Source organism: Kytococcus aerolatus (genome assembly GCF_900187395.1).
Taxonomy (GTDB): Bacteria; Actinomycetota; Actinomycetes; order Actinomycetales; family Dermatophilaceae; genus Kytococcus; species Kytococcus aerolatus.
In genome coordinates, this window is sequence record NZ_FYEZ01000001.1 from 928,462 (window position 1) to 949,423 (window position 20,962).

Annotated in this window: 18 protein-coding genes; 3 read left to right on the plus strand and 15 right to left on the minus strand. The window is 74.1% G+C overall.

Annotated features, from left to right (window positions below):
- Positions 1–134 precede the first annotated feature (134 nt).
- Positions 135–1,349, plus strand: coding sequence for an MFS transporter (locus CFT82_RS04335; RefSeq protein ID WP_159461856.1), 1,215 nt, complete (start codon positions 135–137; stop codon positions 1,347–1,349).
- Between the two features lie 69 nt (positions 1,350–1,418).
- On the opposite strand, the gene CFT82_RS04340 is transcribed toward CFT82_RS04335, so the two are convergent.
- The 4 genes from CFT82_RS04340 to CFT82_RS04355 all read right to left on the minus strand — a co-directional run bounded on the left by CFT82_RS04340 (position 1,419) and on the right by CFT82_RS04355 (position 5,528).
- Positions 1,419–2,795, minus strand: coding sequence for an alkaline phosphatase PhoX (locus CFT82_RS04340; RefSeq protein WP_088817800.1), 1,377 nt, complete (start codon positions 2,793–2,795; stop codon positions 1,419–1,421).
- A 98-nt stretch (positions 2,796–2,893) separates the two neighbouring features.
- Complete coding sequence (locus CFT82_RS04345; protein ID WP_088817801.1) at positions 2,894–3,625, minus strand: ABC transporter permease; 732 nt, start codon at positions 3,623–3,625, stop codon at positions 2,894–2,896.
- Entirely contained in the window at positions 3,622–4,386 is a 765-nt protein-coding gene (locus CFT82_RS04350) for an ABC transporter ATP-binding protein (protein WP_234994262.1), read from the minus strand. The genes CFT82_RS04345 and CFT82_RS04350 overlap by 4 nt, the downstream gene beginning before the upstream one ends.
- Positions 4,383–5,528, minus strand: a complete 1,146-nt coding sequence (locus CFT82_RS04355; protein WP_143469481.1) for an ABC transporter permease — start codon at positions 5,526–5,528, stop codon at positions 4,383–4,385. Before CFT82_RS04355 ends, CFT82_RS04350 begins: the two co-directional genes overlap by 4 nt.
- A gap of 76 nt (positions 5,529–5,604) precedes the next feature.
- Here CFT82_RS04355 and CFT82_RS04360 point away from each other — a divergent pair, with 76 nt between their 5' ends.
- Together CFT82_RS04360 and CFT82_RS04365 are read left to right on the plus strand one after the other, a co-directional pair.
- A complete protein-coding gene (locus CFT82_RS04360; RefSeq protein ID WP_088817803.1) occupies positions 5,605–6,213 on the plus strand; it encodes a TetR/AcrR family transcriptional regulator in 609 nt (202 codons plus the stop codon).
- Positions 6,210–7,505, plus strand: a complete 1,296-nt coding sequence (locus CFT82_RS04365) for an MFS transporter (protein WP_088817804.1) — start codon at positions 6,210–6,212, stop codon at positions 7,503–7,505. The genes CFT82_RS04360 and CFT82_RS04365 overlap by 4 nt, the downstream gene beginning before the upstream one ends.
- 108 nt (positions 7,506–7,613) lie before the next feature.
- Here CFT82_RS04365 and CFT82_RS04370 read toward each other — a convergent pair whose 3' ends face one another.
- The 11 genes from CFT82_RS04370 to CFT82_RS04420 all read right to left on the minus strand — a co-directional run bounded on the left by CFT82_RS04370 (position 7,614) and on the right by CFT82_RS04420 (position 20,884).
- On the minus strand, positions 7,614–8,573 hold the full coding sequence (locus tag CFT82_RS04370; RefSeq protein ID WP_088817805.1) for a homoserine dehydrogenase: 960 nt from the start codon (positions 8,571–8,573) through the stop codon (positions 7,614–7,616).
- Positions 8,574–8,902: 329 nt separating this feature from the next.
- Positions 8,903–10,045, minus strand: a complete 1,143-nt coding sequence (locus CFT82_RS04375) for a CPBP family intramembrane glutamic endopeptidase (RefSeq protein WP_088817806.1) — start codon at positions 10,043–10,045, stop codon at positions 8,903–8,905.
- Positions 10,046–10,086: 41 nt separating this feature from the next.
- The gene (gene mmsB / locus CFT82_RS04380) at positions 10,087–10,977 is read right to left on the minus strand and encodes a 3-hydroxyisobutyrate dehydrogenase (protein ID WP_088817807.1); all 891 of its coding nucleotides are present in this window, start codon (positions 10,975–10,977) and stop codon (positions 10,087–10,089) included.
- A 52-nt stretch (positions 10,978–11,029) separates the two neighbouring features.
- Positions 11,030–11,788, minus strand: a complete 759-nt coding sequence (locus CFT82_RS04385) for a hypothetical protein (RefSeq protein WP_143469482.1) — start codon at positions 11,786–11,788, stop codon at positions 11,030–11,032.
- Positions 11,781–12,566, minus strand: coding sequence for a hypothetical protein (locus tag CFT82_RS04390; protein ID WP_088817809.1), 786 nt, complete (start codon positions 12,564–12,566; stop codon positions 11,781–11,783). Before CFT82_RS04390 ends, CFT82_RS04385 begins: the two co-directional genes overlap by 8 nt.
- Complete coding sequence (locus CFT82_RS04395) at positions 12,559–12,888, minus strand: hypothetical protein (protein ID WP_088817810.1); 330 nt, start codon at positions 12,886–12,888, stop codon at positions 12,559–12,561. The genes CFT82_RS04390 and CFT82_RS04395 overlap by 8 nt, the downstream gene beginning before the upstream one ends.
- 53 nt (positions 12,889–12,941) lie before the next feature.
- Positions 12,942–14,525, minus strand: coding sequence for an ABC transporter permease (locus CFT82_RS04400; protein WP_088817811.1), 1,584 nt, complete (start codon positions 14,523–14,525; stop codon positions 12,942–12,944).
- A complete protein-coding gene (locus CFT82_RS04405) occupies positions 14,522–15,496 on the minus strand; it encodes an ABC transporter ATP-binding protein (protein ID WP_015780131.1) in 975 nt (324 codons plus the stop codon). The genes CFT82_RS04400 and CFT82_RS04405 overlap by 4 nt, the downstream gene beginning before the upstream one ends.
- A 124-nt stretch (positions 15,497–15,620) precedes the next feature.
- Entirely contained in the window at positions 15,621–16,613 is a 993-nt protein-coding gene (gene meaB / locus CFT82_RS04410) for a methylmalonyl Co-A mutase-associated GTPase MeaB (protein ID WP_088817812.1), read from the minus strand.
- 3 nt (positions 16,614–16,616) lie between these two features.
- Positions 16,617–18,863, minus strand: a complete 2,247-nt coding sequence (scpA, locus tag CFT82_RS04415; RefSeq protein WP_200815043.1) for a methylmalonyl-CoA mutase — start codon at positions 18,861–18,863, stop codon at positions 16,617–16,619.
- Positions 18,860–20,884: a methylmalonyl-CoA mutase family protein gene (locus CFT82_RS04420; RefSeq protein ID WP_088817813.1), complete on the minus strand. Its 2,025-nt coding sequence runs from the start codon at positions 20,882–20,884 to the stop codon at positions 18,860–18,862. Before CFT82_RS04420 ends, scpA begins: the two co-directional genes overlap by 4 nt.
- Positions 20,885–20,962 lie beyond the last annotated feature (78 nt).

The window sequence follows — 20,962 nt, forward strand, 5'->3', positions numbered from 1 at the left end:
GAGCACCATATACGGTGATTCACCCGACCTGCCACCACCAGATGTTGTGGAGCCCGGGAGGGCGGGCGACACGCCGTGGCTGCGGACCGCCCGGCCACCCGTGGTTGTCGGCCCCCGCTGGCAGGCTCCCCCTCATGCCCCTGCACCTCCGGCGGCTGCTGACCGTCTTCACCCTGGGCCAGCTCGGCTCGTGGACCGGCACCGGCGCCATCGCCTGGATCGCCGTCCGGCACCTGGACGCCACCGGGACCGAGCTCGGCCTCCTGCTCGGCCTGGGGACCTTCCTCGGGATCCTGCTGGCCAACCTCGCCACCCCGCGCACCGCCGGTGCGCACCCGGCCACCGTGCTGGGTGGCTCGGCCCTCGTCGCCGCGCTGGCCGCCGCCTCGCTGGCGGTCGCGGGCTGGCTCGCGGCGGTGACCCTCGTCCACCTCGGCGTGACGCTCTGCCTCCAGACCGCCGCCGGGATGCTGCAGGCGGCCCGGATCGCGCCGGCGATGCGCCAGGTGGCCGGGGAGCACCTCGACGAGGCCCTGGGCCGTCAGGAGGCCATCGCCTGGACGGCCACCATCATCGGCCCGGCCCTCGGCGGCCTGCTCACCGACGCCCTCGGGGTGGAGGTGACGCTGCTGACCGTCGCCGTGCTCACCCTGGGCAGCGCCGTGGCCGCCCGCGGGGTGGCCGGGATGGCGTGGGATCCCCCAGCGCCCCGCGAGCGCCCCCGCGCCGACGCGGGCTACCGCACCATCGCCGGCAGCCCGCTGCTGCGCCGGCTCCTCGGCAACGCCCTGCTCTTCACGGCCGGGTCGATGGCCAGCACCCCGCTGGTGGACCTGCTGCTGCTGCGCACCCTGGAGCTCTCGGCGCTGGAGTTCGGGCTCTCGCAGGGGCTGCCCTGCCTCGGGGGGATCCTCGCCGGGATGGTCGTGCACCGCCTCATGGGGCGCTTCGGACGGCGCCCCGTCCTGCTGGCCTCGGGGGTGGCGCGCACCCTGTGGATCGCCCCGCTGGCGCTGGTGCCCACCGGGCTGGCCGGGCTGGCCGTGGTGGTGGGCCTGCAGCTCGGCCTGCTCCTCGCGGCGGGCTTCTTCAACCCGGCCTTCAGCCGGGTGCGGATGGACGCCGCCCCGGGGGACCTGCTGGCCCCGGTGATCGTGGCCTGGGCCACCCTCAACCGGGCGGTGAGCGCCGCCGCCATGGCCCTGGGCGGGGTGCTGGGCAGCCTCGTCGGCATCCGCCCCGCCCTGGTGGTGGTGGGGCTGGTGACCATGGCCAGCGCCCTCTTCCTGGTCGCCCTGCCCCACCCGCCGAGCACCGACCCCGAGCCGGAGGACGCCCCCGCGGCCTGACTCCCCGGACACACCGGAGCCGCCGCGCCCCTCCAAGCGGTCGCGGCGGCTCCGGGGAGCGGGGTCAGCTCACAGCGAGCCCTTGCGCCACGGGCCGGTGATGGCCAGCGTGATGCCCGGGGTCTGGATGTTCACGAACAGCCAGTTGCCGTTCTTCGGCTCGAAGGTCGAGCCGCACCACTCGGAGGTGCGGTAGTCCCCGGCCTCGACCGTGCTGCCAGCCATCCCGGAGCGCGGGATGACGACCTCGTTGCGGGCGAACGGGAAGATCTCGCCGTCGGTGGTCAGACCGTGCAGGTAGGAGTCACCGCCGCCGTCCTCGCAGAGCACGATGCCGCCACGCGGCGAGACACAGATGTTGTCCGGGTTGTCCAGGACGGTCTCGTCCGGGGAGGCGAAGAGGATGACCAGCTCGCCGGTGCGCGGGTCGTAGGTGAAGACCTGGCCGTTCTCGTCCGGGCCACCGCTGGTGGAGACGATGTTCACCACGTCGTTGCCCCACCAGGCGCCCTCCAGGCGGGCGAACTGGGCGCCGCCCTTGGCGATGCCCTGCTGCACGGTGCGCACGCCGTCGTCGGCCGGGTCCGGCTCGTCGATGGTGACCCAGGAGGTCTGGTAGCGCTCGCCCGTGCCGTCGGTGTAGGTGACGTAGGAACCCTCGCCGCGCTCGATGCGCAGCATCTGCAGCTCGCCGCCGGCGTCCAGGTCGCCCGGACGGTTGGGCAGGAAGCGGTAGAAGCCGGAGGGGGTGGCGTCCTCGGTGAGGTACACGATGCCGGTGGAGGGGTCCACGGCGACGGCCTCGTGCACGAAGCGGCCCATCTGGGTGAGCGGCTCGGCCGAGGAGACGCCGTGGGTGGGCACCTCGAAGACGTAGCCGTGGCGCTGGCCGGTCTCGGAGGTGTAGAAGGTCTCCTCGCAGGAGAGCCAGGTGCCCCACGGGGTCGGGCCGCCGGCGCAGTTCACGGCGGTGCCGGCCAGCGAGGCGTAGGACTCGACGAACTTGCCGGCGTCCGGGTCGAACACGATGGTCGTGGTGCCACCGGGACCGGTCGGGTCGTAGTGGGTGGGGTGGTAGGCGCCGTCGCCGCTGCGCAGCTCGTGGTTGCGCACGAGGCGGACCTGGTCGCCCTGGCGGAAGGCGGCCATGCCGTCGTGGGCACCCGGGGTGGGGCGACCGTCGTCCATGATCGAGCCGGTCCAGCCGTAGGAGATGTACTCGAAGCCCCTGGGCAGGCTGATGAGCTCCAGCCCGGTGGTCTCGTCCTTCACCGGGTGGAGCGGGCCGTAGTCGGGGCCGTGGGGGCGCTTGCGCATCTGGTGGCCGCCACCGTTGCCCTGCGCACGGGCACCGAGGGCGGCCAGCGGGGTGAGGGCGGCACCGGCGGCGGCGCCGCCGAGGACGGTGCGACGGCCGACCGAGGACGGCGTGGAGGGGGTGGTCATGAGTCTTCTCTTGAGGGGAGGGTGCAGGGGCGTGGTGACGCTAGGTGGCACACCTGACCCCGCGATGAGCGCCGGGTGAACACCAGATGCACACCGGCTCAAGGAGTCCGTCGAGGCAGCGTCACCGTGGCCAGCGCGAGGGCCGCCAGGGCCATCCCCGCCAGCACGGCCAGCGGCTCGGCGAGGTCGGCCCCCATCCGCGCCTGGTCGCGGACCACCGTCACGGCCTCGACGGCGTGGCTCAGCGGCAGGGCGGTGCTCACCAGCTCGAGCACCCGCGGGAGCGCCTCCCGCGGCACGATGAGCCCGCAGAGCAGCACCTGCGGGAGCACGAAGGCGGGCATGAACTGCACCGCCTGGAACTCGGTGCGGGCGAAGGCGCTGGCCAGCAGCCCGAGGGCCGTCCCCAGCGACGAGGCGGTGAGGGCCACCAGGAGCAGCGCCCACCACGGACCGGCGAAGCTCAGCCCGACGAGCACCGCGACGGCCGCGGTCACCGCGGTCTGGAACACGGTCATCACCCCGAAGGCGAGCGCATACCCGGCCAGGAGCTCCCCGCGCCGCAGGGGTGTCGTGAGGAGCCGCTCCAGGGTGCCGGACTGCCGCTCCCGCAGGGTGGCGACGGAGGTGACCACGAACATCACGGTGAAGGGGAAGATCGCCAGCAGCACGGCGCCCACCCGGTCGTAGAGGCCGCTGAACTCGTAGACCCAGCCCAGCAGGGCCAGCAGTCCGGCCGGGACGCCGAGCAGGAGCACCATCGTGCGCGGGTCGCCGACCAGCTGGCGCAGGACGCGCCCGGCCGTCGCCAGGGTGCGGGTGGGGTTCATCGGGTCTCCTCGGTCTCGACGAGCCGGAGGAAGGCCGACTCGGCATCGGGGGCGCCGGTGTGCGCCAGCAGGTCGGTGGGGGTGCAGTCGGCCAGGAGCCGCCCCTCCCGCAGGAGGAGCACGCGGTCGCAGCGCATCGCCTCGTCCATGACGTGGCTGCTCACGAGCAGCGTGCGCCCGGTGGCCGCCAGGCGGGCGAAGAGCCCCCACAGGTCCCGGCGCAGGACGGGGTCGAGCCCCACGGTCGGCTCGTCGAGGAGGAGCACCTCGGGGTCGGCCACGAGGGCGGCCGCCAGCGAGACGCGCGAGCGCTGCCCGCCGGAGAGCGCGTCGACTCGGGCGGCGGCGTGGTCGGCCAGGTCCACCTCGGCCAGGGCCCGCTCCACGACCGCCTCCCGGGTGGTGCGGGGGTGCCCCGCCAGGGTGGCGAAGTAGCGGAGGTTGGCCCGGACGGAGAGGTCCTCGTAGACCGAGGCGGCCTGGGTCACGTAGCCCACCCGTCCCCGGTTCGCCGGTGACCCGGCCGGCTCGCCGAGCACCTCCACCTCTCCGCCGGCGACCCGCTGGACGCCGGCGATGCTGCGGATGAGCGTCGACTTCCCGCTGCCCGAGGGGCCCAGCAGGCCCATCACCTGCCCGGCCGGGACGTCGAGGTCGATGCCGGGCAGCACCTCGCGCCCGCCCCGCACCACGCGCAGCCCCCGCACGCTGATGGCCGGGGGCTGCGCCGTCCCGGCGGCCACCCGCGAGGCCGGGGTCACCGGGCCTCCACGAGCACGCGCCCGTGCCCACCGGTCCGGTGGTGACCCACGGCGATGAGCCCCAGGCCCAGCGCGACCCAGCCGGCCAGCGTCAGCCACGGCACGAGCGCCGGGGCCTGGGGGAAGTACGCGATGTCGCGCACCAGGGTTCCCGTGGCGCCCGGGACGAAGAGCTGGCCGACGGCACCCCACGCCCCGGGCAGGAACTCCGCGGGGGCCTGTGCCCCGGAGATCGGGTTGCCGAGCAGCATGGTGAGCAGGGCCCCGACCGCGATGCCCGGGGCGCCGATGGCGCTGTGCAGCCCCACGATGAGGGCGACCGTCGCCAGGAGGCTCAGCGAGATGGCCCCCCACAGGGGGAGGCTCGGGGCAGGCAGCAGGTTGAACCACCAGTCGAGCACAGCCACCATGAGCAGCCCACCGAGCGCGGCATAGGAGAGCACCCCCACCATCCGCCGCCAGGTGCCGCGCAGCCTGTTGGACAGGAGCACACCACCGAGCAGCCCACCGATGGTGAGCGGGAGGGAGGCGACCGCCAGGCCGGCGCCGCGCGGGTCGTCCGGCGAGAGCGGCACCACGTCGGTGACCTGCGGGCCGGCGAGCGCCCGCTGGAGGATCTGCGCCCGCTGTGCCTCGGGTGCCCGGGCGGCGGCCTGCTGCGCGGACCCCGTGGCGAGGCCGGACCCGGCGGAGTGCAGCATCTGCGCGACCGAGGCGTTGGCGGCACTCGCGGTGAGGACCTCCACCCGGTCACCGGGGGTGGCGGGCAGGACGAGGGCGCCGTACAGCTCCCGCTCCTCGATGCGCTGGACGGCCACCGCACGGGAGTCCGCGCGCTCGAGCTCGAAGGGCAGCTCCTCGCCGGACTCCGCGGCCCGCTGGCCCATGGCCTGCGTGACCTGGTCGACCTGCTGCGGGGTGCCGACGACCGCGACCGGGAGGCCCTGGGGCGTGGACGTCACGGTCGGCCAGAGGAAGGCCAGCATCACGAGGGCCACGAGGACCGCGGACAGGATGGCGGTGCGCAGGGCGGCAGACCACGGACTGCGACGGTCGACGCGCTCGGTGGCGGCGAGGTGGGTGCTGTGGGCGGGGGGACATGGTGCTCCTGTCAGACCGGGCGCCGAGAGAACCAACGCCATAACGAACGATCGTTCTGCATCGTAGCCCCGCGCCCCCAGCCACGCAAAATGATCGTTCTCTTTGTAGGATCTCCCCATGCCCCGCCTCACCCCCGCCCGTCGCGAGCAGCAGCGCGCCCGCATCGTCGACTCGGCCCGCCGGGTGATGCTGCGCCGCGGCCTGGCCGGGACCTCCATGTCCCAAGTCATCGAGGAGTCCGGGCTCTCCGCCGGCGCGATCTACGGTTACTTCACCGGCAAGGACGAGCTCGTGGCCGCGGTGGCCCTCGAGGTCATCCGCCGCCGCACCTCGACCTTCGCCGAGATCGCCGAGCGCACGCCCGTCCCACCACCGCACGTGGCCCTGGGTGGATTCCTCGCCGAGCTCCCCGAGCCCGGCGAGGGCGCGCTCGTGCTGGAGATCTGGGCCCTCGTCGGGCGCGAGCAGGGCCTGCAGGATCTCGGGGGCGAGGTCTTCGCCGAGATCGCCCGGGGCGCCCAGCACTACCTGGCGGCCTGGTACCAGCAGGACGAGGACCTGGACGAGGAGCAGGCCACCCGCCGGGCCACCCGTGCGACCCCGGCCCTGCTCGCCCTGGCCCAGGGGTACATCGTCCAGTCCGCCCTGCTGGGTCCCTCAGCCCGGGAGACCTTCGGCGACTCGATCGCAGCCCTCCTGGCAGACCGCCCCGAGGAGGAGCGATGAGCGCCGAGCACCCGAGCAACCGGGTGTGGGAGCGCATCGTCGAGGACCCGTCCGCCGGCGCCGACGCGCTCGACCCCGCCGCCCGCCGCGCCCTGCCCCGCAACGGCACCCGCATCCTCGGGGCCACCTCGGCCATGAACGCCGCCGACCAGGTGGTCCACGCCCCCACCGTCCTCACCTGGGCGCTCACCGGCCTCGGCGCGCCGGGATGGGCGGTCGGCCTGCTCGTCCCGGTCCGCGAGGCCGGGTCGATGCTGCCGCAGGCCGCGATGACCCCCTGGGTGCGCTCCTGGGCGAGGCGCCACCGCCTCGTGGCCCTCGGGGCGCTCGTGCAGGCGGTCGGGGCCGTGGCGATCACCCTCTGCCTGGCCCTGACCTCCGGAGTCGCCGTCGGCCTCGGGGTGCTGGCCGGGCTGGCCGTGCTGGCCACCGGCCGGGCGGTGACCTCGCTGGCGAGCAAGGACAGCCAGGGCCGCACCATCCCCAAGGGGCAGCGCGGGCAGCTCACAGGCACCGCCACGGTGGTGGCGGGGCTCGTGGCCCTCACCCTCGGCGTGGGGCTGCGCCTCTCCGGCGGCGGGACCGACCCGCGCCACCTGGCCGGGGTCGCCGCCCTGGCCGCCCCACTCTTCCTGCTCACGGCCTGGGCCTGGCTGCGCGTGGAGGAGCCGCCGTCCGCCGACAGCAGCGACGGGCCGCCGGCCGCCCCGTGGACCCTGTGGCGCACCGCCCCGGACTTCCGGCACTTCGTCACCGTGCGTGCCCTGCTGCTCATCACCGCCCTGGCGCCCACCTTCCTCGTGGCGGCCTCCGCCCAGCAGAGCTCCAGCCCGCTCACCGGGCTGGCCCCCTTCGTCCTCGGCACCGGCGTGGCCTCCCTGCTCGGCGGGCGGGTGTCCGGACGACTGGCCGACCGGTCCAGCCGGCTGCTCATGGTGGGTGGGGCCACGGCCGCGTCCGTGGTGCTCGTGGCCACGCTGGCTCTGGCCGCCCTGACCGGCGACACCGTGATGGCCTGGGTCCTGCCGGGGGCCTACTTCCTCGTCACGCTCTTCCACACCGGCGTGCGGACCGGACGCAAGACCTATCTGGTGGACATGGCCGAGGGTGACACCCGGACCGCCTACACGGCGGCGGCGAACACCCTCATCGCCGTGGTGCTGCTCGTGACCGGCGGCCTGGCCGGCCTGCTGGCCGGGGTGAGCCCCTGGTGGCCGCTGGCGATGCTCACCGCGCTCGGGGTCGCCGGCGCCGTGCTGGGATTGCGCCTGCCGGAGGTCTCCCGCCGCTGACCCACCAGCCACCCCGCACCCGCCACCCCCTCCTCACGCGAGGTGCACTCCCCCGCGCCACAACGCAGCCAAACGCACCTGGCGCGAAATGGGCGCGGGGGGATCCCGTCAGGCGGTGGCGCGGGCGATGGCCAGCACGTCGGCGATGACGGCCGAGGCCGTGGCGTCCCCACCAGCCCCCATGCCGGCCACCTCGATCGGCCCAGCCGCCGCACAGTCGACGATCACCCGGTTGTCCCCGTCGTGGACCCCGGCCAGGGTCTCCGTGCGCGGCACCCGCTCCGGGCGCACCGTGAGCGTCGGCAGGTCACCGGGCCCGGCCGGCCCGACCGCCCGGGCGATGAGCTTGATGACCGCCCCCTCGGCCGCCGCGGCGTGGACGTCCTCGGAGGTCACCTCCCGGATGCCCGTGCAGTCGACCGCCTCCGGCCCGAAGTCGCCGCCCCAGGCGTGCCGGGCCAGGATGGCCAGCTTGTTGGCGGCGTCGTGCCCGTCGAGGTCCGCCGAGGGGTCGGCCTCGAGGTAGCCGAGGTCGGAGGCCAGACCGCAGGCCTCCTCCATCGACAGGTAGTCGCGCTCCATCCGGGTCAGGACGTAGTTGGTGGAGCCGTTGACGATGCCGCGCATCCCCAGGATGCGGTCACCGGCCAGGTTGTCGGCCACCATCGCCACGACCGGCATCGCCCCACCGACCGCGGCCTCGTAGCGCAGTCGCGCACCGTGCGCCCGGGCCAGCGCGTGGAGCTCCACCCCGTCGGTGGCGATGAGGGCCTTGTTCGCGGTGACGACGTGCGTCCCGGCACCCAGCGCCCGGCGCACCCAGCCCCCGGCCGGGTCGTGACCCCCGACGACCTCGATGACGAGATCCGCGGAGTCGACGAGACCCTCGAAGTCCGTGGTGAACAGCTCGCCCGGCACACCCTCGATCTCACGGTCCGGGGTGCGCACCCCGATGCCGGCGAGGGTGATCGGGCGACCAGCCCGCTCCCCCCACAGCTCGGGCTCGGCGCACAGCATCCGGGCGACGGACGAGCCGACGGTGCCGGCTCCCAGCAACGCGATCCTCATGGGGGACCTCCTCTGCTCGGAGGTGCCGCTCCGCCGCGGCACCTTTGGCGAAGTCTCGCAGGCAGGTCGACACCGATGATCGGCACCCCTTGACGCACCCCTGCGACGCCCCGGCAGGAGCCGACCCCGCACAGACACCAAGACTTAGGCTTGCCTCACCTAATGGGCCGGGATATGGTGGGGGCATCGCACGGGCGCAGGGGCCCACGCGGTGCACGGCGGACGAGCCGGGTGGTGGTCGTCGTCCGCACACGCCGAGAGGCCGGGACCTTCACGGGTCCCGGCCTCTCGGCACGCGCAGGGCCCCTCGGGCCGGCGGACGGGCTGGCTCAGCGCGATCCGGCCAGCAGCGCTCCCGCGTCCTGCCCGGGGGTGGAGGCCGGGACGTCCGCCGGAGCGGTGCGGCGCGCGTGACCGGCCCGGCGCCACTGCCACTCCACGAGCAGCAGCCCCACCCCCTGGAGCAGCACCGTCACCAGCAGCGCCCACGGGGTCGAGGTCGTGTCGGTGGAGACGAAGCTGTCCTCGAAGCCACCGAAGACCAGCGCCATCACCATGAGCACCACGTTGTTCACCGTGTGCATCGCCACCGCGGCCTCGAGGCCACCGGTCCGGACGGTGAGGAAGACCGCCACCGCCGCGAAGAGGCCCAGGTCGGCCAGCACCCACACGTCCATCGACCCGTGGGCCAGGGCGAAGAGCGCCGTCGAGGTGAGCGTGGCCAGAGCCAGCGCCAGCCAGCGCCACGGGATCCAGCTGCCCCACCACTGGAGCACGAAGGCCCGGAAGAGGTACTCCTCCCCCGCGGCCTGCAGGGGGGTGGTGAGCAGCACGATGGCGAGCATCCACCACACGTGCGGGTGCAGGTCCAGGGCGAAGCCCTCCCCGGACAGCAGATTGGCCCCCACGAGGAAGGCCAGCCACCACGGGGTGAGCACCGCCAGACAGCGCAGCGTCCACCCCCACCGGAAGCGCCCGGCCACCGAGTGCACGTACCCGGGCCGCAGCCAGAAGGCCAGGGCGATGCAGCAGACCGCCACCGGGATGAGGACGGCCAGGCCGATGTTCATCCCGAGGAAGGTCTCCGGGCGCATCACCGGGATCTCGCCGCCCCCGCCAGCGGGGTCGAAGATCTCCATCTGGTCGGGGTACATCGCCAGCGGGACGAAGGTGGCGATCCCCATGACCACGAAGGCCATGAGCAGCGTCGGCAGGAGCAGGCCGAAGGAGGCCAGCGGCCGCCACCACGCCCAGCGGGGCCCCCGGGTGAGCTCCTGGTACTCGGCACCGGGCCGGACCGAGGAGTAGCGCGGGGCAGGGCCGTACCACCCGGGCTGGATGCCCGGCTGGAACGCCGAACCCCCGCCCGGGGACTGCCCGGGCGGGGGCTGCTGACCCCCGTGGCTGTAGGGGGCGGAGTGCGCGTACTGGCCGTACTGCGGCTGCGGGGTGGGATGCTGGTGGTCGGTCACCCCCACACCCTAGGCCGCACCGGGCCGACCGTGCGACGGGCTCAGGCGTTGAGCTGGCCGTCGCGGATCGCCGTGATGATGGCCGAGAAGTCACGCTTCGGGCCGTCGATCTCGGCGAAGCGCGCGTAGGCGTCACGCGCAGCCCGGCCGAAGGCGGTGTCGGCACCGGCCAGCTCGGCGGCGTCCTGCGCCAGACCCAGGTCCTTGAGCATGAGGCCGGAGGCGAAACCGCCGGAGAAGTCGCGATTGGCCGGGGAGCCCTCGACCGGGCCGGGGACCGGGCAGTTGGTGTCCAGCGCCCAGCAGCGGCCGGTGCTCGTGGAGGCGACGTCGAAGAAGGCCTGCGGGTCCAGGCCGAGCTTCTCCCCGAGCACGAAGGCCTCGGAGACGGCGATCATCTGCACGCCCAGGAGCATGTTGTTGCAGATCTTCGCGGCCTGGCCGTTGCCGGCGTCGCCGCAGTGCACGGTCTTGCGGCCCATCACGTCGAGCAGCGGCTGGGCCCGCTGCACGGCGGCCTCGCTGCCGCCGACCATGAAGGTCAGAGTGCCGGCCTCGGAGCCGACCACACCACCGGAGACCGGGGCGTCGATGCTGGAATGCCCGGCCTCGCGGACCATGTCCGCGGCCTTGCGGGCGGAGTCCACGTCGATGGTGGAGCAGTCGATGAAGAGCACGTCCTCGCGCTGCACGGCGGGGACGATCTCCTCGTAGACCGAGAGCACGATCTGGCCGTTGGGCAGCATCGTGATGACGGCCTCGGCGTCGGCCACGGCCTCCGCGGCCGTCTCGACGACGGAGACGCCCGCCGCCGCAGCGGCCTCACGAGCCTCCGGCACGAGGTCGAAGCCGATCACCTCGTGGTCGGCCTTGACGAGGTTCGCGGCCATCGGGCCGCCCATGTTTCCGAGTCCCAGGAATGCGATCTTCATGACTCGAGACTACTCCCGGCGGTGAAGCAGGTCACAGGGGCTCGGTGACGGGTCAGAATCCGAACGGTCCGTCGAACGCGGCCTCGCCCGCCACGGCCACGTGGTCCATCGGCCGGTGGGCCAGCCAAAGGAGTCCCGGCAGCGAGAGCATCCCCAGGGCGAGCAGCACCGTGCTCCACCACCCGACGGACCCGGTGACGGTGAAGGCGAGTGCCATCAGGGCGGCGAGCCACCCGAAGGCCCCGACGACGACCAGCGGGACGGCCACGAAGGGGCTCCACTCCCAGGTCCGGGTCAGGGACCAGAGACCCAGCGTGACCACCAGCATGTAGGCCAGGACCAGCGGCGCGGCGAGGAACCACCCCAGGCCCTCCGGCCCACCCCGCGAGCCGCCCAGGAGCGGCACCAGCACGGCGCCGAGGACGACCGACAGCACCGTCCAGGCCACCGCCTGCCCCACCCAGGCCAGGAAGAGCCCGAGCGGGTTGAGGCGCCGGCCGTCCATCGCCCGGGCGAAGCCCTTGAACGGGAACGCGGCGACCCCCAGCCCCCCGGCCCCGGCCAGGACACCCCACAGGCCCATCTCGTCACCCGGCCCCACCTCGGGCCCCAGCCAGGACAACCCGCCCAGGACGACGCACAGGGCGGTGACCCCGCAGAGCGTCACCAGCGAGGGCCCCGCCAGCACCCGGAGCGTCTCCCCGAACCCAGCCCGGCGGGGTGGCTGGTGGATCTCCTCCTCACGGCGCGCATGCTCCCGCCGCCGGAAGCGGTCGGCGTAGTCGGCGAAGGGGTTCGGTGACTCAGTCATGCGGCCCTCCCCGCGGCGGCCCCGCACCCAGGGCGTAGCTCAGCTCCTCCTCGGTGAGGGCCGGGAGATGGTCCATCGGCCGCAGGGCCAGCGCCAGCAGGGCGGGAAGCGACACGATCGGCGAGGCCAGCATCACCCAGAGCCACCATCCGTAGTCGCCCATGAGCACCAGCAGACTGGCCAGCAAACTGGCCAGGAAGCAGAGTCCCCACACCAGGCCGAGGACGACCACCAGCCAGATGGGCAGCCGCCAGAGGCGGGTGAGCAACCAAGGGCCCAGGGTGTTCAGCAGCAGGTAGGCCATGAGCAGCCAGGCGACCAGCCCCCAGCCGGCCGGATCGCCCAACGCCTCGCCCGCCAACCCCCGCATCGCGGCACCGGACGCCAGGGCCACCGCCACCCAGAGCGCGGCCTGCACCAGCCACGCGACGAAGAGCGCCACCCCGGAGAGCCGCACCCCCTGCATCACCTTCTGGATGCTCGGGAAGGAACCCGTCGTGACCATGAGCCCACCGACCAGGACGGTCAGGTGCCACAGCTCCCAGGGGTCGATCGCGTCGCCGTCCGCCCACATCGTGAGCAGGACGAGGCCCAGCACGAGCACCATGAACCCGACCGAGCCCCCGAAGGCCGGCACCACGGCCCCGAGCAGGCGCACCAAGGAGGGCCAGAAGCCCACCCGGGGCAGCGGGTTGCGCGCTGCGGCCGCCTCCCGGGCCCGCAGGACCTCCCGATTGCGCTCCGGGTCGATCCGCAGCATCTTCAGGTAGTCAATCATCGGCCCCCCTCGGGCGGGCGATCGGCTCGAAGCGCCCCTTGACCCGGCGGCGCACCTCCACCCGGCGCATGTCCACGAACTCGCTCATCGCCACCAGGTAGCGCTGGGCCAGGTCGAAGGCCTCGTGGTCCTCGGCGTCGTCGTTCGACTCCGGGACCACGCAGCGCACCGTCACCACCGGCACGCCCCGGGGCATGTCCAGCGAGACCTTCTCCACCAGGTGGGTGCGCGAGACCACGTCGCGGGCGATGCTCAGCACGTCGGTCGGCCGGGTCTCACCCCGGACCGCCATCACCTCGGCCAGGACGCGATAGCTCGGCATGGGGCCAGTCTGGCAGGCCCCACCGACGGCCGGAGTCCCTCTGCGGGACGGTCTCAGACCCGCGGGATGTCCCGCCGCCGCAGGCCGATCGCCCCGAGGGCGGAGAGCACCACCCCCAGCAGGACCAGGACCGCGGCCGCGCCGAGCCGGAAGTCGTCGACCGGCACCTGCCCCACCGCGGTCAGCGGGGCGACGTCCATGACCCACTGCGGCAGGTCGAGGGCCGGCCCGAGCCAGCCGATGACGAGCGCCGCCGCGAAGGGCAGCCACACCAGGCCGCGGTGCTCCGGCACCCAGCCGAGCAGCAGCGTCACCAGACCGAGGAAGAGCACGACCGCCGGCAGCTGCGCCAGCCCGGCGGCGAACAGCTCGCCGAAGCGGCCCGCGTCGTCCGTGCTCACCACGATGCTGCCGGCGAGGGCGGCGCCACCGACGAGGACGACCAGCAGCGCCCCCAGGGCGATGACGACCGCGTGGGTCCACCACCAGCCGGTGCGGGAGACCGGTCCGGCGAGCTGCTGGGAGAGCAGCCCCTGCTCCTCCGCGGTGCGCAGTCCCCCGGCGGCCTGGAGCACGCTCGCCACCGCGAGGGCCCCGAGCAGCATCGCGAAGGTGGCCACGACCGTGTCCACGACCTCCTCGGCGGCCCGGAGGTATCCCTGCAGCTCGGGCATGTCCCGCAGCGCGTCGATCATCGGCTGGGTGAGCAGCCCGTAGGCGCCCATGAGCACGGCCGTGCCGACCGCCCAGCCCAGGATGGTCAGGCCGTGCTCGTGGAGGGCCAGGCCCCACGGGGTGCGCAGCCTCCCGCCAGCGCCCGCCGGACCCGGGCGGGCCGACCACAGGGAGGCCTCGAGGTCGCGGCGAGCGGCGAGCGCCACCGCCGCCCCGGTCAGCACCAGGAACACGCCGAGACTCAGGGCCAGCGGCCACCACCGCGGGTCGTCGCCGAAGGAGCGCAGCGCGTCCAGCCAGCCCAGCGGCGAGGCCCAGCCCCACGGACCGCCCCGCACGGCACCGACACCGCGGAGGACGAAACCGACCACGACCACCAGGAGGGAGACCGCCCACACGCCGCGGGTCTGCCCCACGAGCTGGGCGACGAGGGCCGCCACCGCCGCGTGCACGGCCCCGAGGGCGAAGAGCCCCGCCCCGTAGTACAGCGCCCCCGTCCCGTCGGCACCGTTGGCCACCATGAGGACGGCACTCCCGGCGGCCATCGCGGCGAGGGCTCCCAGCGCCGTCAGCAGGGCGGCCGCCAGCGGAGCCAGACGGCCCAGCGGACCGGCCCGGAGCATGGCGTGGCGGCCGGCCTGCTCCTCGGTGCGAGTGCCCCGGACGACCAGGGCGATGGCCATGAGCGGCACCGCGAAGCCGGCGATCTGCCCGAACTCGTTGGCGGTGATCCCGCCGAGGGTGTCGACGCCGGCGACGTCGCCGGACAGTGCCGACATGCCCGGGCTCCCGGCCATGCGCGCGTAGGCCGTGCGCTCGGCCTCGGTGGTGTAGACCGAGGCGATGGAGCCGGCCGTCATCCCCATCAGCGCACAGAGGCCCACGACCCAAGCGGCCAGCCCGCGCCACCCGGAGCGCCACCCGAGGAGGAGCACCCGCCCCCACCCCGCCGTGCTGCTCATCGCACCTCCCCCGAGCCGGCGTACTGCTCCAGGAAGAGCTCGTCGAGGGTCGGGGGCTCCACGGTCAGGCTCTGCACCCCGGCGGCGTGGAGGCTGCCCACGACCTGCGGCAGCGCGGCGGGCTCCACCCGGCAGCGGGTGTCCGTGCCGCGCGGAGCACCCGCCCCCGGAGCCGCAGCACCGGCCACCGGCTGCACCTGCAGGCCACCCACCCCGGGCAGACCCTCCAGCCCGGCCGGGGCGTGCACGGTGACGGCGTGGACGTGGCTGCTCGTCGCACCGCGCAGCTCCGCCAGGCTGCCGATGGTGACGGTGCGCCCCTCCCGGATGATCGTCACCCGGTCGGCCAGCGCCTCGACCTCGGACAGGATGTGGCTGGAGAGCAGCACCGTGGCCCCCTCGGCGACCCGCTCCCGGACCACCTGCTGGAAGACCTGCTCCATGAGCGGGTCGAGACCGGAGGTCGGCTCGTCGAGGACAAGCAGGTCGGCCTGCACCCCGAGGGCGGCGACGAGGGCCACCTTCTGGCGGTTGCCGGTGGAGTAGTCGCGGGCCCGCTTCGTGGGGTCCAGCGCGAACCGCTCGAGCAGCTCGGCCCGCCGGGCCGCCGGGATGCCACCGTGGCCCGCGGACAGCACGTCGAGGCACTGCCCTCCGGTGAGGCGCGGCCACAGCGCGACGTCGCCGGGGACGTAGGTCAGTCGGCGGTGGAGCCCCACCGCCTCGGCCCACGGGTCCCGGCCGAAGAGTCGGGCGCTCCCGCCCGTGGCCCGGGCCAGACCCAGCAGGATGCGGATGGTGGTGGACTTGCCCGAGCCGTTGGGGCCGAGGAAGCCGTGGACCTCACCGGGCTCCACGCGCAGATCGAGCCCGTCCAGCGCGTTGAACCGGCCGTAGGTCTTGACGAGGCTCTCGACCTCGATGACGGGGGACGGGTTGACGGGAGAGGCACTGCTGCGCGTCGCACTCACGATTCGACACTACTCCCAGGGCGTTCCCGTCCAGCGGTCAGTTCCCGCCAGGGCCCGTCCAGACGGCGAAGGACGTCCGGTGGGCCCGGGTGGGGGCAGGCGATGGTTCGCCCACCCGAGGGGCTCAGGCCTGACGGGACCAGTCGCTGCGCAGCGCCGCGAGGATCTCCTCGGCGGCCTCGGTCGCAGGCATCGCGCCCTCGGCCACGGCGGCCTCCCACTCCCGGCGCCGCGCCCTGACCGACGGGGTGGTCCGGGCCGCGGCCCGGAGCTCGGCGTCCACGAGCGACCACATCCAGGCCTGCTGCTGCTCGGCCCGTCGGGTCTCGAGGCGGCCGGCGTCCACCAGGGCCTGCCGGTGGTCCAGGACCGCCTGCCAGACTTCGTCGAGCCCCTCCCCGGTCAGCGCGGACGAGGTGAGCACCTGCGGGGTGTCGTCAGGGCGCATGAGGTGCAGCGCCTGGCGCAGGTCGCGCGCCGCCACCCGGGCCTCCGGGGCGTGCTCCCCCTCGGCCTTGTTCACCGTGATCACGTCGGCGATCTCCAGGATGCCGCGCTTGATGCCCTGCAGCTGGTCACCGGAGCGGGCCAGCGCCAGCAGAAGGAAGGTGTCGACCATGCCCGAGACGGCCACCTCGGACTGACCGACGCCCACGGTCTCGACGATGATCACGTCGAAACCGGCGGCCTCCAGGACGAGCATCGACTCCCGGGTCGCCCGGGCCACGCCCCCCAGGTGGTCCCCGGTGGGGCTGGGGCGCACGAAGGCCTCCGGCCGGCTGGCCAGCTCGCCCATCCGCGTCCGGTCGCCGAGGATCGACCCGCCGGTGCGGGCGCTCGACGGGTCCACCGCCACCACGCCCACCCGGTGCCCGGCATCGATGAGGCGCCGCCCCAGGGCGTCGATGGTGGTCGACTTGCCGGCCCCGGGCACCCCGGAGATGCCCACCCGGACGGCCCCACCGGTGTGCGGCATGAGCTGCTGCAGCATCCGTCGGGCCGCCTCACGACGGTCGGAGCGCATGGACTCCACGAGCGTGATCGCCCGGGAGACGGCCCGGCGGTTGCCCGCCAGGACGCCGCGCGCCAGCACCTCGGGGTCGAGCCCGGCAGCCACCCCTCAGCCCTCGGCGGACCCGGCGTCCGCGGCCCCGGAGCCCAGGCCCACGCGCTCGCGAATGGTCTCCACCAGGTTGAGCGCCGCCTTGGCGATCACCGTGCCGGGCGGGTAGATCGCGTCCGCGCCGGCGGCCCGGAGCTCCTCGAAGTCCTGCTCGGGGATCACGCCACCCACGACGATGGCGATGTCCTGACCGTCCAGGGCGTCGAGCTCCGACCGGAGGGCGGGCACCAGCGTGAGGTGCCCGGCGGCCAGCGACGAGACGCCGACCACGTGCACGTCGGCCTCCACGGCCTGACGCGCAACCTCCTCCGGGGTCTGGAAGAGCGGACCCACGTCCACGTCGAACCCGAGGTCGGCGTACGCGGTGGAGACGACCTTCTGGCCACGATCGTGACCGTCCTGGCCCATCTTCGCCACGAGGATGCGCGGGCGGCGACCCTCCGCCTCGGCGAAGGCGTCGACGGCCTCGCGGGCGGCGTCGATGTGCTCGTCCTGTCCGGCCTCCTGGGTGTACACGCCGGAGATCGTACGGATCTGCGCGGTGTAGCGGCCGAAGACCTCCTCCATCGCGTCGCTCATCTCCCCGACCGAGGCGTGGGCCCGGGCGGCATCGATGCACAGGGCCAGCAGGTTGCCGTCGCCGCGAGCCCCCTCGGTCAGGGCGCGGAGAGCGGCCTGGCAGGCCTCCTCGTCGCGCTCGGCGCGGAGCTTCTCGAGCTTGGCGATCTGCTCGGCGCGCACCTTGGCGTTGTCGACCTTGAGGATCTCGATCGGCTCGTCCTCGTCCACCGGGTAGAGGTTGACGCCGACGAGGGCCTGGCGGCCGGAGTCGAGGCGGGCCTGGGTGCGGGCGGCCGCCTCCTCGATGCGGAGCTTGGGCAGCCCGGCCTCGATGGCCTTGGCCATGCCGCCGGCCTGCTCGACCTCCTGGATGTGCGCCCAGGCACGCTGGGCGAGGTCGTGGGTGAGCTTCTCGATGTACGCGGAGCCGCCCCACGGGTCGACCGTGTGGGTCGTGCCCGACTCCTGCTGCAGCAGCAGCTGGGTGTTGCGGGCGATCCGGGCCGAGAAGTCCGTCGGCAGCGCGATCGCCTCGTCCAGGGCGTTGGTGTGCAGGCTCTGCGTGTGGCCCTGGGTGGCGGCCATCGCCTCGATGCCGGTGCGCACCACGTTGTTGTAGACGTCCTGCGCCGTGAGCGACCAGCCGGAGGTCTGGCTGTGCGTGCGCAGCGACATCGACTTGGGGTTCTGCGGGTCGAACTCGCGCACCAGGCGGGCCCACAGCAGGCGGGCCGCGCGGAGCTTGGCCACCTCCATCGCGAAGTTCATGCCGATCGCCCAGAAGAAGCTCAGGCGGGGGGCGAACTTGTCGACCTCCAGCCCGGCCTCGATGCCGGCGCGCAGGTACTCCACGCCATCGGCCAGGGTGTAGGCCAGCTCGAGATCCTGCGTGGCCCCGGCCTCCTGGATGTGGTACCCGGAGATGGAGATCGAGTTGAAGCGCGGCATGTTCTCGCTGGTGTGCGCGAAGATGTCGCTGATGATCCGCATCGACGGCTCGGGCGGGTAGATGTAGGTGTTCCGGACCATGAACTCCTTGAGGATGTCGTTCTGGATGGTCCCGGAGAGCTGGTCCTGCCTCACCCCCTGCTCCTCGGCCGCCACGACGTAGAGCGCCAGGATGGGCAGCACCGCGCCGTTCATGGTCATGGAGACGCTCATGCGGTCCAGCGGGATGCCGTCGAAGAGCTGGCGCATGTCGAGGATCGAGTCGATCGCCACGCCGGCCATGCCGACGTCGCCGGCCACGCGGGGGTGGTCGGAGTCGTAGCCGCGGTGGGTGGCCAGGTCGAAGGCGACGGAGAGGCCCTTCTGCCCGGCGGCCAGGTTGCGACGGTAGAAGGCGTTCGACTCCTGCGCCGTGGAGAAGCCGGCGTACTGGCGGATCGTCCACGGCTGGTTCACGTACATCGTGGGGTACGGGCCGCGCAGGTAGGGCGCCGCGCCGGGGACGGTGCCCAGGTGGTCGACGCTCTCCAGGTCGGCCGAGGTGTACAGCGGCGGGACGTCGATGCCCTCCGGGGTGGTCCACGGCTCGCGGCCGGCAGCGGCGTCGGATGCGGACCGGTGCGCATCCGGACCGTCGAGGTGCGTACCGGTGCGCATCTCGGCGGGGGCGCCGGAGCCGGTCTCGGGGGCCGGGATCTCGTGGAACTGCGGGAAGGTGAACGAGGGCGCGCTCATCGGGCGACTCCCATCTGGTCGAGGAGCTGCGTGAGGAAGGCGATGACATCGCCTCCGGTGGCGATGGCCGAGTCCACGGAGGACCCCGCCCCGCCGAGCTCTGCGGGCTTGCCGGCCAGGGCCACGTGACCGATCCCGGCGGCGCGCAGCGCGTCGGCCACGGCCCCACCGTGCTCGGTGTTGGTGGCCGGGGCGGCGGCGATGACGGCGGCGGCGGGGGTCTCGTCCTCGCCGAAGGCGTTCTGCAGGGCGGCGTCGACACCGGCCGCGTCGGCCGTCTCCACGAGGACCGGCTCGATGCCGGCCACGAGGAGGACGTTGGCGGCGAAGGTCTCGCGCGGGCTGAAGTCCTTGCGGGCACCGACGCAGACCAGCGCGGCCCGCGGGGCGGCTCCGGCCAGCGCGGCGGCGGCCGAGCGGTCGCGCAGCACCTCGAAGGGCAGCGCGTCGTGGGAGCGCGGCAGCGCACCCTCGGGCAGCTCCACCTCCGGGCGCGGACGACGCTCCAGCGGCTCCTCGCCGGCCATCGGGAACTGCGAGACGCCGGTGACGGACAGCTCACGGGTGGCGAGGCGCTCGGTGCGCATCTCCTCCACGGCGGCCACGTTCTTGGCGAGCAGCTCGCGGGCGGTCACCGCCTCCATGCCGCCGGCGGCCTCGAGGCCCTGCACGTACGCCCAGGCGAGGCGCACGTAGTGGTCGGTGAGGGCCTCGACGAAGTAGGCACCGCCGGCCGGGTCGGTCACGGCACCGATGTGGGACTCCGCGGCCAGCACGGTCTGCGTGTTGCGGGCCACGCGGCGGCTGTGGGCGTCCGGCAGCCCGGCGGCGGTGTCGTGCGGCAGCACCGTGATGGCCTCGGCCCCGCCGGCGGCGGCGGCGAAGCAGGCGATGGTGCTGCGCAGGATGTTCACGCTCGGGTCGTCGCGGGTGATCATCCGGCGGCCGGTCACGGCGTGCTGCCGGGCGGCGGCCACGGCCGGCTCCAGGTGCCACTCGGCACCCTCGGCGCGGGCCACCTGCCCGGCCACGTGCGCCCAGAGGCGGCGGGTCGCGCGCAGGCGGGCGATGGTCGGGAACTGCTGCTGCGTCGCCGAGACGCGGAACTCCACCAGGCGGAAGGCGTCCCGGGCGGCGATGCCGGCTTCCACGAGGAGGCGGACGGTGGCGATGCCGGTGGCGATGGCGGCCGCGATCTCCTGGACGTGCGAGGCGCCGGCCTCGTGCCAGGGCAGGGTGTCGACGGTGATCGCGCGCATCGGGGCGAGCTCGCGCCCCTCGGCCAGCTCGAGGGCCGCCCGCACGATCGCGAGGGTGTCCTCGTCGAGCGTGACCGGACCCTCGTGGCCCTCCAGGGCGCCGTGACCCACCGGGTCCAGGCCGAAGGAGCCCTGGGTGGCGGCCTCGGGAGCCTGGGTGAGCAGGTCCTTGCCCGCGAGCGCCTCCTGCAGCGCCCGGGCGGCGGCGAGGGAGTCGGCCCGACCGGTCGGGGAGCCCAGCGAGATCGGGGCCAGGTCGGTGAGGACCGGCTCGACGGCGCGGGCGATGTCCTCCGCGGCGAGACCGGCGGCGCCCACCACGAGGTGGACCGAGCTCACGCCGTGCTCCAGGTCGGCGCTGACCGCCTCGGCGGTGGCGGCGGCGTCGGGGTCGTCGAACGCCTGGCGGACGTCCCAGGGCAGGTCGGCGGGGCGGAGGGCGCCACCGCGGGTGTAGGGGAACTCGCCCGGCGCCTCGGTGGGCATCGACGGGGCGGTCCCTTCGTCGTAGAGCGGCTCCACGACGAAGTCGTCCAGGGTGCGGGTGCGCAGCACGTCGAGGGCAGCCTCGAGATCGAGCTGGCGGTCCTCGGGCCGGCCGCGGTTGACCACCTTGGCAGCGGACTCGGTCCACTGCTCCAGGGTGCGGGGCTCGAAGCCCTCGGCCAGAGCGATGCGGGCCTCCCCCACGTCGGCCGGCGGCGCGGCAGCGCCCTCGGCCTCCCCGGTGGCCGGGACGGCGTGGTCGGTGGCGTCGCTCATGGACTCGCTCCCTCGGTGGTGTGGCGTGCGCTACAGATCCTCAGGATAGTTGGCACCCCGACCGGGCCCGCGTCCGCC

Excerpts from the sequence above, each read along its gene's own strand:
- CFT82_RS04335 (WP_159461856.1), top strand. The coding sequence starts at position 135 with ATGCCCCTGCACCTCCGGCGGCTGCTGACCGTCTTCACCCTGGGCCAG.
- CFT82_RS04340 (WP_088817800.1), bottom strand. The coding sequence starts at position 2,795 with ATGACCACCCCCTCCACGCCGTCCTCGGTCGGCCGTCGCACCGTCCTC.
- CFT82_RS04345 (WP_088817801.1), bottom strand. The coding sequence starts at position 3,625 with ATGAACCCCACCCGCACCCTGGCGACGGCCGGGCGCGTCCTGCGCCAG.
- CFT82_RS04355 (WP_143469481.1), bottom strand. The coding sequence starts at position 5,528 with ATGGCGTTGGTTCTCTCGGCGCCCGGTCTGACAGGAGCACCATGTCCC.
- CFT82_RS04360 (WP_088817803.1), top strand. The coding sequence starts at position 5,605 with ATGCCCCGCCTCACCCCCGCCCGTCGCGAGCAGCAGCGCGCCCGCATC.
- CFT82_RS04365 (WP_088817804.1), top strand. The coding sequence starts at position 6,210 with ATGAGCGCCGAGCACCCGAGCAACCGGGTGTGGGAGCGCATCGTCGAG.
- CFT82_RS04370 (WP_088817805.1), bottom strand. The coding sequence starts at position 8,573 with ATGAGGATCGCGTTGCTGGGAGCCGGCACCGTCGGCTCGTCCGTCGCC.
- mmsB (WP_088817807.1), bottom strand. The coding sequence starts at position 10,977 with ATGAAGATCGCATTCCTGGGACTCGGAAACATGGGCGGCCCGATGGCC.
- CFT82_RS04385 (WP_143469482.1), bottom strand. The coding sequence starts at position 11,788 with ATGACTGAGTCACCGAACCCCTTCGCCGACTACGCCGACCGCTTCCGG.
- CFT82_RS04390 (WP_088817809.1), bottom strand. The coding sequence starts at position 12,566 with ATGATTGACTACCTGAAGATGCTGCGGATCGACCCGGAGCGCAATCGG.
- CFT82_RS04395 (WP_088817810.1), bottom strand. The coding sequence starts at position 12,888 with ATGCCGAGCTATCGCGTCCTGGCCGAGGTGATGGCGGTCCGGGGTGAG.
- CFT82_RS04400 (WP_088817811.1), bottom strand. The coding sequence starts at position 14,525 with ATGAGCAGCACGGCGGGGTGGGGGCGGGTGCTCCTCCTCGGGTGGCGC.
- scpA (WP_200815043.1), bottom strand. The coding sequence starts at position 18,863 with ATGAGCGCGCCCTCGTTCACCTTCCCGCAGTTCCACGAGATCCCGGCC.
- CFT82_RS04420 (WP_088817813.1), bottom strand. The coding sequence starts at position 20,884 with ATGAGCGACGCCACCGACCACGCCGTCCCGGCCACCGGGGAGGCCGAG.